Annotated in this window: 9 protein-coding genes and 1 pseudogene; 5 read left to right on the forward strand and 5 right to left on the reverse strand. The window is 49.8% G+C overall.

What is annotated here, in order from left to right; translation table 11 throughout:
* Positions 1 to 35: 35 nt before the first annotated feature.
* The gene (gmtZ, locus tag ACA041_RS24290) at positions 36 to 4,316 is read right to left on the reverse strand and encodes a gamma-mobile-trio integrase GmtZ (RefSeq protein WP_497438108.1); all 4,281 of its coding nucleotides are present in this window, start codon (positions 4,314 to 4,316) and stop codon (positions 36 to 38) included.
* A 568-nt stretch (positions 4,317 to 4,884) separates the two neighbouring features.
* Positions 4,885 to 6,243, reverse strand: a complete 1,359-nt coding sequence (gene gmtY / locus ACA041_RS24295) for a gamma-mobile-trio recombinase GmtY (RefSeq protein WP_497438110.1) — start codon at positions 6,241 to 6,243, stop codon at positions 4,885 to 4,887.
* 151 nt (positions 6,244 to 6,394) lie between these two features.
* Between gmtY and ACA041_RS24300 the strand changes: the two are divergent.
* From ACA041_RS24300 to ACA041_RS24315, 4 genes and pseudogenes are all read left to right on the forward strand, one after another.
* Positions 6,395 to 6,931: pseudogene (locus ACA041_RS24300) on the forward strand (mechanosensitive ion channel family protein); the annotation flags it as partial.
* 617 nt (positions 6,932 to 7,548) lie between these two features.
* Positions 7,549 to 9,096: an AMP-binding protein gene (locus tag ACA041_RS24305; RefSeq protein WP_497438113.1), complete on the forward strand. Its 1,548-nt coding sequence runs from the start codon at positions 7,549 to 7,551 to the stop codon at positions 9,094 to 9,096.
* Positions 9,093 to 10,541 carry an FAD/NAD(P)-binding protein gene (locus tag ACA041_RS24310; RefSeq protein WP_497438116.1) on the forward strand — a complete coding sequence of 483 codons (1,449 nt, stop codon included), beginning with the start codon at positions 9,093 to 9,095 and terminating at the stop codon, positions 10,539 to 10,541. The genes ACA041_RS24305 and ACA041_RS24310 overlap by 4 nt, the downstream gene beginning before the upstream one ends.
* Positions 10,542 to 10,543: 2 nt before the next feature.
* Complete coding sequence (locus ACA041_RS24315; protein ID WP_497438118.1) at positions 10,544 to 11,710, forward strand: alkaline phosphatase family protein; 1,167 nt, start codon at positions 10,544 to 10,546, stop codon at positions 11,708 to 11,710.
* 176 nt (positions 11,711 to 11,886) lie between these two features.
* Here the strand turns inward: ACA041_RS24315 and ACA041_RS24320 are convergent, their stop codons facing one another.
* The 3 genes from ACA041_RS24320 to ACA041_RS24330 form a co-directional block, all read right to left on the reverse strand.
* The gene (locus ACA041_RS24320; protein WP_497438120.1) at positions 11,887 to 12,753 is read right to left on the reverse strand and encodes a carboxylate/amino acid/amine transporter; all 867 of its coding nucleotides are present in this window, start codon (positions 12,751 to 12,753) and stop codon (positions 11,887 to 11,889) included.
* Positions 12,754 to 13,096: 343 nt separating this feature from the next.
* The gene (locus ACA041_RS24325; RefSeq protein WP_497438122.1) at positions 13,097 to 13,696 is read right to left on the reverse strand and encodes an FMN-dependent NADH-azoreductase; all 600 of its coding nucleotides are present in this window, start codon (positions 13,694 to 13,696) and stop codon (positions 13,097 to 13,099) included.
* A gap of 151 nt (positions 13,697 to 13,847) precedes the next feature.
* Entirely contained in the window at positions 13,848 to 14,162 is a 315-nt protein-coding gene (locus ACA041_RS24330) for a 3-phosphoglycerate kinase (protein ID WP_497438126.1), read from the reverse strand.
* 48 nt (positions 14,163 to 14,210) lie between these two features.
* Between ACA041_RS24330 and ACA041_RS24335 the strand changes: the two genes are divergently transcribed.
* Entirely contained in the window at positions 14,211 to 15,134 is a 924-nt protein-coding gene (locus ACA041_RS24335; RefSeq protein ID WP_064679189.1) for a PA3225 family LysR-type transcriptional regulator, read from the forward strand.
* Positions 15,135 to 15,139: the final 5 nt, after the last annotated feature.

Raw genomic sequence — 15,139 nt, forward strand, 5'->3', positions numbered from 1 at the left:
AGCATGCCTTGGGAATGCGATGATCTCAACAGCGATCAGATTGTCGCAGCCAGCGCTGCAATGCTTGATTTACCCAAGCCACCGAGCGTTCCAGACGAAAGCAATTCGGAGTACTCCTCGTGACTGATCCGCTCAGTTCCTCTCAAATCCTCCAGCATTACGTTGCCATTTATGAGCTGATCAACGCGCTCCCAGTTCTTCAATCTTCTGAAAAAGAAGTCCGTAACCTGATTACCCAACACAAGCTGTTCTTTTTCATTAAGATTGAACATGACTGGGCGAATACCATTTAACATGGTCATCCGATCAATCATCTGTGACCGTCGAGGTGTAGCCATTACCGCTGAGGCGGACTCATATATGGTAGCGTTTACGCAAACCTCGTTGAGCTGTTGAAACAACGAAGTGTCTTCGAAACCGACCTGAAGCTCACTTTTATCACTTACAATAAGTTTCAGTCCCTCATCTCGCCCCGGAGAAGTGTCCAGCAGCGCTTGTTTGTTTATGACCACTCTTGACTCATTGATGAGCTTGGTCAGCGCTTGCATATCACAAAGGTGCATGTCCATCTTTTTAGCCACTCCCTCCATTTCGGATTGAAGTTTTCGTTTGGCAACCTCTATATGAATCCGCTCCTTGCTATCAAAAACATTTCCGCTCGACACTGTATCGAACTCTTCGTTTTCCAGATCCTGAAGGCTCTCTCGATAGCCCGTCAGTTTTCGATCCATATCGGCATAATGTTCCCACTGTAGTTTCACGTTGAGCGAGATTTCGTTCCACAGTGCTGTCAACCCACCGAGGAATACTGGCCCGGTTACGAAGTGACGACAGCGGGGACAATTTTGCATGCCTAAGTGACCCGCAGGAACTGGCAACCAAGATTTTGTGTGATGTTCGCCGCCATCCTCACAACGCGAACCAGCATATGGACAAATGCCGTAGTCTCGGATTAGCTGCGTACCAGTTCGTCCAGACATCAAGGCATCCAGAGCTTCTCGATTGTTGGAAACCAGCATCGGTTTTAGTTCATCAAGGCGCTTCTGCTCAATCATAAGCTGAACGTCTTTTGCTTGATTCAATTGAGCGCGCTTCTCGCCTTCCGCCATCACTTGACGCATATTGGCACTTCCAATCTTAACGTAATAAATCGTCATGACAATCGAGGCATGGCCAACGATCTTCATGATTACAGCCGGATCCATACCGAAATTCATTATGTAAGCTGTAATCAAGCTTACGCGCATGCTATGCGACGTAAATTCAGATTTGTAACGTGATAACCGCGCCCTACTTTGCGCGTCAGATGGGTCTCCCCTGAATGTTGCGAGCGTATAATCTGTAGGCTGTATATGATAAATAGCTGCTGCAAGGCGAATTGTCATGGGGCCACTGAATGATGGAGGTTGGTCTTCTTCAAACCCTCTAAACAGAAAACAATTTGCACCTTTCTTCTTCAGAGATTCCTTCGCGAGATTGCACCTTCTAGCGCATTCAACCCATGGCGTCAGTTTAAAAATTGGATTGTATTTTCTCTGCCAGTCTCGAAATACAGTAAGCCAATAAATAAGATCCTGAGGAATCCATGCAACATCATATCCAGCTCCTTCGTAACTGGTCTTATTAGAAGTGAAATGCATACCCCAATTACCATCGAAAGAGTGTGTAACAAAACCCTCTTGCTTGTTGGGAGTTGCAAGCGGGCTAGTATTACTTACCCACGTTACACTCCCATCTACCAACTCTACAATAAACTCATCAGCCTCGCCTGAGTCGTTATACATGATCTGCCTACCTCGAGCAGGCACTGACACTAATGCGTACAGAGCCATCCAATGCCCTGGGTACCAGAGGTAATACTGACCACCTACGTAACGATAAACACAGTTAGGGTCGTTAAAATCAATTTTTGATTCATCGACAGGATAGTAATCCGCGTCAAACCCATGAAGAGCCTGTAAGTCACTAAAATTTTTTGCCTCAACTGGTGCAATCCATTTTTTTACGCTATCTACGTATTGGTAAGCAAGTACCGGCTTATTGCTTTCCGAAAGTTTATTTTTGTACCCAGCAAATTCGACCGCCGCTAGGGGATTAGATGCACCAGGCACACGATAGATTTTTCCATCTTCATCTTCTTCAGTGAAGTGCCTTTTAAGCGCATCCTCGAGATACTGGTGCACGGAACTCCATATTTGGCGCCCAACGTGGGGACTAGCCTGGCTCTTCAAAAACTCCTCATATGTAGAAATGTTAACTTTACCTAACAGCAAAAAATCAAAAACACTATTGCCATAGCCATTGGGCTCGACAAAATGTCTTATAAACTTACAAATTGCTTGTTCATACTGTCCTTTCACCCTATTCTTCTCAAGGAAAAGCTGGACATCATCGACCCAACCAGCGCCCGCTCGTGTTACATACTCTAACCTATACGGTAACTCGGTACTCAAGAAGTCGTAAACATTTGACCATTCGCCATATACATTCTCGAGACTATTAGGAATTCGTGGATCCTTCAGTTCTTTCGAAACCCTAGCAACATCCTCCATTGTCTTACAGCCTCTTGCTTGAAAGATCTGCTGTACTTCCTCGTAAGTGTACGGGGTGATCTGACCGAGCAGATCAAACCAGCCCCTCCACTCCACAGCAAAGATAGTTTCAGGCTGCTTTGGCAGTACGGCGTAGGTCTCGCAAGCAGACTCGTAATCCTTTTGACCTTTAAGCCTAAGAATCTTCGCAGCCACCTTTACATCATCAAGACAACTGTACTCTTCAGGTAGCAGGAACAACTTCCAGCCAGGAAAATCTCTATATTTTCCAGCAGGGTCAGACGGCAACCTGCTATCCAGCTTGTATCTAGCAAGATAATCTGTAGCGCTATAAATCCTATACTGTAAAAGTATTTTCTTAGTGGCTTGCCATGTTAGAGGAACCACAGCCAATCGCCCTAACATGGCTTGCCCCCAACCTAGCCAATTGTCCGCATAGACATTTTCCGGATACTTAGGAAGACGTGGATCCTCTATATATCGCGAGCGGTAATCAGACTGAGTCTTGAAGCCAAACTTACCAACAGCTGTTTGAAACTCCTCGTATGTTGGATAATATTTTTTTAGCTGATCAATATTCTTCGGCTTGCGTAGAACAGGTGAATTGACGAACTCCGGCCACCCTTTCCAATCTGCGGGATATTGTCTGGCCGGACTTGGTACGAGCTTTAAGTCCTCTTTTCGGCGCCTCATATAGAGGTCTCGACTCGTTATCTTTAAGCGCTGGACTGCGTCCGAGGCTTCTAGATAAGTTTCATAGGGAATATCACCAACCCCAAGGAAATGCTCCCACCCTAGAAACTCACTGAACATTCTCGGATCTGCAGGTAGCCTTGGGTCTTCTCGCCTACGAAGGGTATAATCCCTGTTTCCTTTGATCCCCAGCCTATGTGCAGCATTTCGGCAGTCTATAAAGCTGTCATACAGTGCTGGCACATCTAGGAATTCATTCCAGCTATCAAAAGCATCCCCATAGAAAGTTGCAGGATCAGGCGGCAACCTTGGAAACTTTTTGATTAATAATTTGTAGTCACGCTGAAATTTAATTTCACTTTCAACAACCAATCTCTTTGCGTCTTCATAGCTCATGAATTCGACGGATACCATTCCGGGACGAATTCTTGCTTTAGGTGTTCGGGTGCGACGTCCTGTCGACGGCCTTACATCTTTAAAGACATGAACAGAATCCAAGGCGCCCTCATAAACCACCTTCTCATTCAAGCGTTGTAGAAAATGATCCCAGCCTTTCCAATCTTTTGCGTAATACGTCATCGGGCTAACGATTAAACGAGAATCTTGTTTACGCAACTGTCCATAGGTCACCCGAGTAGTACAACCTAGTCGTACCGCCGCATTTGAGGCCTCAATATAACTTTCATAGGGCGCGCCTCCAAACCCGAGAAATTCTTCCCATCCTTTGAATTCAGAAAAAAAGATCTGCTCAGGATTTTGAGGAAGCTTAGGATCTTCCCGACGTCGCCTCACGTACTCCCTTTGACCAGCAATACCTAAGGCACGAGCTGCTACTTTACATTCTTCAATAGTTGAATAAACTTCTTTTTGTTCGCAAAAGTTTTTCCAACCCTGAAATTCCTTATAGATCACAGCCGGATTAGGTGGCAGCTTGGGACTTTCATCTCTTCGCACATCATACTGGCGACTATTCAAAATACCCAGGCGGTAAACTTCTTTACGACAGTCTTCATAGCTGACGTAATAGGATTGAACGCTTTCAGATGACGCAGCTTTATCTTCAAAACTCACTGTATAACACCTTGGTATTTATCACACACTGAAACATTCGCAGAAAATTCCGCGGGTTCAATTTGAGAAAATACTTACAGCTCCCTTATTTCATTTCAACCTAATCTTATTGATTTTCACAATAATCTTTCTTCACACCGCCGCACTAAAAATCACCAACATTGAACAATAGTCAAGGCTTTACCCTCATCAAGACCAAATAAACAAAAAACACCCCGTCTCTCTGTGACTACTAGATGATCTTGCGAAATACAATACATTTTTCGATCACCTAAACCCCGAATGAAAATTAAATTCCTACGCGCGAATTTAGAAGGCAAGACCGGCTACGTTATGTTATCAAGCAGACCTTTTTGATGAGGCGTCAAAAACTAATATTTTTCGATTGACACGAAGCTTAACGCCTGAACTGGTGATTTTTGATCAATGAAGCAAAACTTAGCACTTGACTGTCGCAACCAGTGACAATTGTCATAAGGACTTGAAGCTTCATACCACTGCTAAGATTCGAATGAGCAGGAAATCAGGTAGGTGGTCTCAGTATATATTTCCAAGACATTCACCTAGCTCAATAAAATTCAGTCCGGCGAAACTCTTCGCGTACATCCTCATCGCTTGGTTCAGTATACACTTTGTGAGAGTTAGGGTTTTTATGGTGCATTGCTTTCATAATGTATACGCCAGACATTCCCGCTGCTGCCAGACGGAATCCATATGCGTGACGATGACCGTGTTCGGTGGTACCTAGCCTCTTAATATGTGGCAAACCGATTCGATGTACTGCTGCTCGATGCTGCCGGTTAAAATTATTGATTGTCTCCGGCAGCCCCTCCGTATTGGTGAAAGCGTATGGATGATCATGCTCTGGAGGAGGATTTACACGTTGATATTTAATGTACATCATGTAGTTATATAAAAACTCTTTCGCTTTCTCCCTCGGAAAGAATTCAACAGAAATATAACCATCCGAGCCGTCCGTTAATGCCGGCGACTTCCAACCTGCATAGAGTGCCTCGGTTAAAGCGTACTCTGTACGAGGTAGTCGACAATAGCGTCTTTCCAACAAGTCACGACGATTGGTAAAGTCTTCCTCGTGCATAGGCGGCCGACCATTAGCCGGATGATAGATCCTTACAATTGCTTCATTGTGATCTTTGTCAACGATCAAGTCAGAAAGGAACCAGTGGAAAGGCTCTGACTTCCTAAGACCACCATAATGCATAAGTATCGTAAGCGCCCTTCCCTTGTAATCGATAAAATCATGCTTTGTTGCGTTCGGATCTCCGCATCTACGCGTCCATCCGTTTTCCAAAAGATTGTCAATCTCACTCTCAGGGAAACGTTTGGACGAACGTCGATTTGAAGTCGGAACGTCATGCGTCCTGATTTGCCTCACCAGTTTATGGCGGTTAGCGGCTATTTCATCACTGTGTAGATGTCGTAAGAATACGTTTTCTTCTTTCTGATAGTAGGCGCACCAGTTCAACCTTTCTTCTGTCTTAGTGGCAGTTCGGAAGGGATTAGCTAGAGCTAGGTCATGACCTTCCTGCTTCGACAACCAATCCGTATACATCGTGATGAGGTATAGAAGGTTTTTGGCGTCTGCAGCCTTTCTAGAAGTCCAGTAAAGCCCAAGAGGGTCGGTAGAACTACTTAAATCAATCGTCCCGTACTCCAGCGCTTTCGCAAAGGCCTCAAGGAGCTCTGTGTTCTTCTCGTAGCGCCCTACGTTTGCGTTAATGAACAAGATCAGCTGGCGCATGGCATACACGCTCCGTTCCCGCCAGGAGGCGCCTTGCTTATGATCGGCTAGGTAACGTAGGTGTGAGATCAAAAGCCCGTCCTGGGTCAACAATCCTGGGAGCTTTAGCTCTCTACCCGTCTTGTCATTCTTATAGAGCGTGTTGATCTTCATGACATATGTCATCTAAAAGCACACCCAGTAGATAGTATATAGTATGTCAATTTTTTATAATCTTACGATATAACCTTGGTGGTTCTGAAGCCTTTTTGGACTTTTTGAGGGGGTCGACGCGATGAGTCGACGCCACATAGTAATATATTTCTACCGGTTATAATGGCGCGGCATGCAGCAGTCCGGTGGACGACGGATCAAGCGCAGCCTGTTCATCGACGCCAGCGGAGTGCGCTTCATCCGCGACGACGAAGAGCAGAAGCTGTCCCAGGTGCATCTGCTGACCGATTACATCAGCCGCAAGCAGGCCGAACTCAAGGCCTGGAACGAAGCCCAGGGCAACGTCGCGGCGATGTCGGCCAACCGTCGACGGATGACCAATATCGGGACTTTTCGCGCCTATGCACTGGCGTATTTGAACAGCCACCCGGAGATTCAGCCAAACATGACCTGCATGGTTCGACAGATGCAGACCACGGCGCAGGGGATTCCGCTGGAGATCTACTGCTTCACCCGCACCACGGTGTGGGCCGATTACGAGCGGATCCAGGGGGATATTTTCGATTATCTGCTGGCGGTGCTGCCGGAGTTTGGCTTGAGTCTTTATCAGCAGCCCAGTGGCGGGGATTTAAGGGCCGGGTTGTTGCCGGCGGTACTGGGCGCGAGCCATATTCCCCACCCCGAAAAACACATCATGTAACATTACAGATCCTTTGCGAATGATTGCATTCGGAATGATGTAAAACATTCCGGCTTGGGCAGGTGCAATTTGAACACTCAGAAATCCTAGCCATGAAATTTAACTTGGAATCGAACGCATCCATCTGGCAGAAATTATGGCCAAGCTACCGAGTCACAGACGCTTCCCGGGAACATGGCGCAAGGTGAATACTCAACTGATTACAATTTTTAACTTTTTCCCGACAGCTCTGGGACGCGGAGTATTGCGCCCTGACTCGCCTCCCTAAAAAGCCCCGGGTTGACGCAGAAAATAATATTTGTTACTCATTAGATTCTGATCACGTCCAAGGTAGGAAAAAATGATAAGAATGCCCATATTCCGACTTTGGCATGTCTATTCCACAAGCAGCCCCCTCAGTTTAGTTGACATTGAAACCTCCCTACTCAACCGCCAAACAATCGCTATGGCTAGACCTTTGCGGCCCTCGTAATTCAACCGCACATTAAAGAGCAACAACTACCCCCCGAAAAGAACACGAACCGGAACCTTGTGCAGCAGCAGGTTACTGCTTTTCCAAGTTACCAGCCTACACACTATTCGCCTAAAAAAACAACCATAAACATAAGGATTAGTTTATGCATCGCGCCACTCATCACGACTCAATTCTTGATCTCATATTAAAATTCTGCCACACCACCCCCGATAGTGCCGCCATCGTAACGGATAACAAAACCGTCAGCTATCAAACATTGGAACTCGAACTTTACAAGGTATCTGCCTACATTCAGAGCAAAGGCATAGAACCAGGCAGTGTCATTATGCAAGCTGACGTCAGCAGTGCACTAGCCTCCTTGTTGGGATGCCTGCACGCGGGCTGCATTTACTGCCCGATAGACCCACTGATGACCCCGACAAAGATACAACGTACCCTGATCGTCGCTAATGTTGAACTCGTTCTCTCAGCACTTGATCTTCCATACACCCGGCAAGACAACGATCCCGAATTCGCCCATTACAATGATCTATCTGCACTTGCCTCCGATACCTTCATCACACAAAGGTATCACCCACTGGCCTATATCATGTTCACCTCTGGTTCTACCGGAGATCCCAAAGGAGTAGTTATAGGCCACGCCAACCTGATTGAAACCTTCAGGAGCTGGAATGATATCTATCAGTTGAACAGCATCAAAAAGCACCTACAATTTGCCAGCCTTTCCTTTGATGTGTTCGCGGGCGACTGGATTCGGGGGCTGTGTTCAGGCGCGTCAATATTTGTGCCTACATCAGTCGAGAAGCAAGTCGCTGAAAGTCTGGTCAACTTCATAGTTACTCATCAAATCGAATGCGCCGAATTTACACCGATCATTCTCAGAGAGCTTTATACCTACGCACTGAACAACGGGATCATTCTGAATAGTTTTAAATTGCTGATTGCCGGGTCTGATGTGATGCGAGCCAGAGAGTTCAAGGATATCCGTAAAATCATTGATGACGATTGCCGCTTGGTATTTTCTTACGGAACAACCGAAACAACCATTGACAGCACTTACTTCGAACCAACCAAAGAAGCCTTGGGCAATCTTCGCGATGATGCCCCTCTCCCTATTGGCGTTCCGTTCCCCAGCGCCCTGATTACCATTCTGAAAAACGACGGCAAGCAAGCCAATCAGCATGAGATAGGTGAGTTGTATATCGGCGGAGCTGGAGTGGGCCAAGGATACTTGCACCATGACAGCAGAACAGCAGGTCGATATCTACGACGACTGCCTCTCGGCCGCCATGGTCGATGGTATCGGACGGGGGACTTGGCTTCTTATGACGGCAAAAATTTCAGTCTCCATGGGCGCGCCGATGCACGGATCAAGGTTCTTGGAAAACTGATCGATCTCACAGAATTGGAATCTCATTTGCGCGACCATGAAGACATATTAGAGTGCGTCGCCACTGCCACACTGCACGAAACAGACAAGAAAATAATACTGCTGATAAAACTCAAGACTCACTGTAAAGCGCCCAACCACGAATCAATCGCTCGGCATGTCTTTCATCTTGATGATTACCCGATCCACAACGATAACATTTATTTTATCAGAAACTTACCAATGACCATGAGCGGTAAAATCGATCGCACGGAAGCAAACAAGATAGCCGTAAAATTGCTGGCAGGAGCGTCGAAATGAGAGTTCTACAAATTGGTGCCGGCCCAACAGGTGTTTGCCTTTTCAACCAACTCTATTTTCAACTCGAAAAACAGAATCCTGTACTTGAGTACGTTATTGTCGACAACCGAAAACCAGGCACCGGGCTAGCCTTTGGCACGCATTACAACAGTCACATCATAAACCTGCCTGCGTCAATCATGAGCATCAACCCCAATAACCCTCTAGAGTTTGTCGAGTGGCGAGCGAAAAACCAGTCATTATGGCAAGTAGCCTTCATCAACGACGAAGAGGCTTGGTCAGAGTTCCCGCCAAGGCAACTTTTTGGCATGTATGTAGGCCACCAATTGCAAAAAGCATTGAACAATGCAACTCACGCCGAGCTTATTAAAACTTCCGTATCCTGCGTAACGCCCATCACATCCGGCGGAAAATTCATCGTTGAATTTGATAACGGCACCAAAGAACTTTTCGATAAGGTAATTATTTGTATCGGGCACGCGCCTAAGGCTCCATTGTTATGTAGCACATCCAAAAGACTTTTACACTCCCCTTATCAAGACATGAACATACCCATTGATGCAACGGTGGGCATTATCGGGTCTCGGTTAACAGCGATCGACGCAGCTCTGGCGCTTCAGGAAAAGGGCCATACCGGGAAAATAATCATGGCTTCCAGAGCGGGAAAGCTTCCCAAGATTATCGCTGAACACTCCGGCTATGATTCAAGCGCTTTCCTCACCGCTCTGCTGGACGAAAAAAACCAGACGCTGGAGTCGATACTTGCACTCCATAAGAAAGAAGTAGAGATTGTCACCAACCACCGCATTGACTGGAACGCCTTCGCAAAAACCGAGGCGACACAAGCCGAGGAACTTAATCAAGAACTAAAAAGCTGTTCGCAAGGCAATCATCTCTGGCAAAGCGTTTTGTTAGCCTCCTACACCATTGTGGATAAACTCTGGGCAAAACTAAGCAGCGACGATAAAGCCACCTTCATGACTAAATATCATGGACCCTGGATGACATATCTTGCGGCATTTCCTTCAGTCAGTGCCGTACGCATATTGCAGTTGATGAAACGTCAACAATTGCAAATTATCGCTGATCTGCGTGGAATCGAAACTACCGAGCTAAGCTTTGACATTTATCATGGGCAAAACAATTGCCTGAGTGTCGAGTATTTGATCGATGGGCGGGGTGTAGGTTATGAAGAAGCTGATCTCAAGCAATTGCCCCTGCTGAAGAATATGTTGGCAAACGGCTCGATTACGGCTCACTCGTCAGGAGGGATTTCTATCAACCCGTTAACTTATCAGGCTCTTTCTAGCCGTCGCAGTGAAGTCACTGGACTTTTTATTGTCGGCGACCTGACAAAGGGCGAATTTCTGGCTACGACCGATGTAGTGCGTAACGTCATGCACAGCGTCGCGGCTACATCCGCGATTCTTTCGAGAGACCAGTGACAATGGACACGTCGATACAAAATGCCTCTCACATCCAAAAATCAGGGCTGGCTAACCTCTCACAAGCCATCCTGGCGAGTCTGGGCGTGCCTTCTTTTGAGCCGGGCTTCAACCTGCAACCTGCAGACACGACAGTCGTTTTCATGGTTGACGGATTGGGGCTTCTATTGCTCGACGAGCATCGCTCCCGAGCACCGTTCCTTCGAACACTGCTTGGTAGCAGCCAGTCTTTCAGGGTCGGATTTCCAGCCACTACCGCGACCAGTCTCGCTTCTTTTGCACTTGGCCAAGAAAGTGGCCAGCACGGTATTGTTGGCAGCCGATTTGCGCTGGAGGGTCAGACCGTGTTTTCACCTCTGCCATGGATAATCGGTAGCCCTTATCAAGATCAAACAACCAGTCTTTCTCTCGCTGAACCACCGATTTTACCTACCGCAACGACAGCTTGGGAGATTGCCGACGAACTGGGTCTCAATGTCGAATGCATACTCCCAGCGAACATCGCGAACTCCCGCTACAGCAAAGAGATCTACAGAGGAGCCACAATCACGCCCTATGCAGACTACTCGCACTGTAGCCTGCAAATTAATAGCGTCTTGAACAAATCACCGCGGCAGATGATTTACGTCTATCTGGGCGAACTGGATTATGCAGGGCATATCCACGGCACGGGTTCAGAGTCCTGGCTGAACAGCCTGCAGCAGATCGATACTTTGATCTCAAGGACAGCCAGCATGCTTGCTCAAGGGACAAGCCTGCTAATCACTGCCGACCACGGCATGACAACCCTTTCGCCTGAACTCACTTTCGATTTCGACAGCGACCGACACCTGCAAGAGGGCGTCGCATGGATTGCGGGCGATATCCGAGCGAGGCACGTCTACGTACAGGACGACCAAGCCAGTAACGTACTGGACCGCTGGAGAAACACGCTGGACGATGACTTCACGGTGCTCTCCCGTGAGCAGGCAATCAACAAAGGTTTGTTTGGTTGCTCCGTAGAAGCCACCTTTGAAAAACGCCTCGGAGATCTGATCGTGTATCCAACAGGCCTGGGTGGCATAGTGCAAAGCATCAAGGAGAAACACCAAACATTATGGAAAGGGCATCATGGGGCTTTGACAGAGGCGGATCAGCTTTCCTCACTTCTGAATTACTCCAACGGGTAAATCATAGGTCTGGCTCGCCTCAGGGCTACGGCCTATTCGATCGGGATTCGAATAACACATCATGTAGCACCATCATCCCTTGTAAGAGCGAGGCTTGCTCGCGAAAAGCGGTATATCAGTCGACATCAATGCTGCCTGACACTCCGCTTTCGCGAGCAAGCCCGCTCCCACAGGGTTCAGTGTGCGACTGCCGGCTGGCGTACTCCCAACTGGCTGACCCACACCGCCATCAGAATCACCGACCCGCCCAGGAACAACCGCCCAAGTTCCTCATGCTGATTCCAGATCAGCAAATTGATCAGCAATCCGACGGGCACATGCAAATTGTTCATCACCGCCAGCGTCCCGCCGTTCACCAGGCACGCGCCCTTGTTCCACCAGTACAAGCCCAACGCCGTCGAGACCAGGCCGAGGAACAGCAGCACGCCCCATTGCAGCGGTGCTTCGGGCAAGAAGTCCTGTTTGCCGAACAGGAGGAACGCCGGCAACACCACTGCCAATGCGCCGAGGTAGAAGTAACCGAAGCGCCGATAGTGCGGCAGGTCGCTCGGGTGGCGGGCCACCAGGTGCTTGTAGAGGACCTGCCCGGCCGCGTAGGTGAAGTTGGCCAGTTGCAGCAGCAGGAAGCCCATGAAGAAATCAGGATTGATGCGGTCGTAGCGAATCACGGCCGCGCCAATCACCGCCACCAGTGCCGCCACCAGCGCCCAAGGATTGAAGCGCCGGTTCAGGGCGTCTTCGATCAGGGTCACGTGCAACGGTGTGAGGATGGTGAACAGCAGCACTTCCGGCACCGTCAGCACCTGGAAGCTCAGGTACAGGCAGACGTAAGTCACCCCGAACTGCAGAGCGCCGATCAGCAGCATGCCGCGCATGAATGCCGGTTCCACCGAGCGCCAGCGCGTTAGCGGGATAAACACCAGCCCCGCCAGCACGACTCGCACCAGCACCGCGAAGTAACTGTCGACATGCCCGGCCAGGTATTCACCGATCAGGCTGAAGGAAAACGCCTGGATCAGCGTGACAAAAAGTAGATAGCCCATGCTCGCCTCATTTTCGAATGGCGGCGACGATAGCGGGTTTTGCCCTTCATCGCGAACTGTCAGCAAACACTCACCCTGTGGGAGCGAGCCTGCTCGCGAAGACTGAGCGTCAGTCGATAGATTTGTTGAATGTCACACCGCTTTCGCGAGCAGGCTCGCTCCCACAAGGGGTTATGTGCATATTCCCAAATTCCAGGTAAAAAAAAGCCCGATCTCGCTAAAGCGTTCAATCGGGCTACAGCACTCAGGAGCAACAAGTGCAAAGGGAGGTCGATGCGCGTACAGGCTTGAAGGGTTGCGCCAGGTCACTAGACCATCCAGCGATTATCTGGCGATTAACACCTCAGGCGACCTGGGAAAGCCTGGCGTTGGCCTGGTTCAGGCCTTTCTCCTGGAAGTCACCGCCCAGGTTCATGCCTTCGGCGTGAATGAAGGTCACGTCGTGGATGCCGATGAAGGCCATGACCTGGCGCAGGTAGGGTTCCTGATGATCCGCAGGGCCCCCGGCATAGATCCCGCCGCGAGCGGTCAACACGTAAGCGCGCTTGCCGCTGAGCAGGCCTTGCGGGCCGGTCTCGGTGTACTTGAAGGTCACGCCGGCACGCAGCACGTGGTCGAGCCAGGCCTTGAGGGTGCTCGGAATGGCGAAGTTGTACATGGGCGCTGCCATGACCAGCACGTCGGCGGCCAGCAGTTCGTCAGTCAACTGGTTGGAGCGTTCCAGGGAAGCCTGTTCGATGTCGCTACGCTGTTCGGCGGGTTTCATCCAGCCGCCCAACAGGTTGATGTCCAGATGTGGCACCGGGTTGACAGCCAGGTCACGCACGCTGATCTGATCGTTGGGGTGAACGGCTTGCCACTGGCTGATGAACGTCTGAGTCAGTTGACGGGAAACCGAGTCTTGCTGACGGGCACTGCTTTCGATGATCAGAACGCGGGACATGGGATGTAGCCTCCATCTGAGAATGCTGTAAGTCGATGGAGTGAAGGTTAAACAGAACCATATCGATGAAAAAGCGCAAATAACTGCTATAAACCATCAATAAATTCGTTTATAAGCTGGGCATACCGGGGTTGGCCTGCCCTGCTGAAGGTCACTTCGGGGTGCAGGTCAGCTTGATACGCATCTTGATGATCGTACGGGTGAACTTGGCGGTGGCATTGGTGTGCTTGCCGGCGGGCACTTCGATCTTGCGGGTGCGCGGCGCTTCCGGACCATTGTTGAACAGCACCGTACAAGACGCATCGGTAGTGCCGTAGTTGTTCACCTGTATCGAAGCAATATCGCTGTCGGTGTCATAGGCGTTGTAGTCGATGCTCAGGCCGTTCAGCTCTTTTTGCACATCGATCGGATAGGCAAACGCCGTCAGCGGCAGCAGCGCCAGCATCACACAACAGAATTTTTTCATTCAGCAGTCTCCAATAGGGATTGCCAGCTTAGACAAGAGGAGCTGTTCATGAAAGCGCCCCGCGTGACCCTTGATCAATGGCGAACATTACAGGCCGTGGTCGATCACGGTGGATTCGCCCAGGCCGCCGAAGCGCTGCACCGCTCGCAATCGTCGGTCAGCTACACCGTGGCACGCATGCAGGACCAACTCGGCGTACCGCTGTTGCGCATCGACGGTCGTAAAGCGGTGCTGACCGAAGCCGGCGGCGTGTTGTTGCGCCGTTCCCGGCAACTGGTGAAACAGGCCAGTCAGCTCGAAGACCTGGCCCATCACATGGAACAGGGCTGGGAAGCGGAAGTGCGGCTGGTCGTCGATGCCGCGTACCCCAGCGCGCGTCTGGTGCGCGCCTTGACCGCGTTCATGCCGCAAAGCCGCGGTTGCCGGGTGCGTCTGCGCGAGGAAGTATTGTCCGGCGTCGAGGAAGTCTTGCTTGAAGGCGTGGCCGATCTGGCCATCACCGGCTTCAGCATTCCCGGGTATCTGGGCGCGGAACTGAGCGACGTCGAATTCGTCGCGGTCGCCCACCCCGACCATCCGTTGCACCGCCTCAATCGCGAACTGAATTTCCAGGACCTGGAAAGCCAGATGCAAGTGGTGATTCGCGACTCCGGCCGCCAGCAGCCACGGGATGTCGGCTGGCTCGGTGCCGAACAGCGCTGGACCGTCGGCAGTTTGGCCACCGCGGCGACCTTTGTCGGCAGCGGCCTGGGATTTGCCTGGTTGCCCCGACACATGATCGAACGAGAACTCAAGGAAGGTACGCTCAAGCTGCTACCTTTGGATCAGGGCGGCAGCCGTAATCCGAGCTTCTACCTGTATTCGAACAAAGATAAACCCTTGGGCCCGGCGACACAGATACTCATCGAATTGCTGCGCACTTTTGATACCGCGCCGCTGGATGCGCCTTTCGCCGCCCCTGAACAAGCCTGACACGG

Source organism: Pseudomonas sp. LBUM1676 (assembly GCF_059695605.1).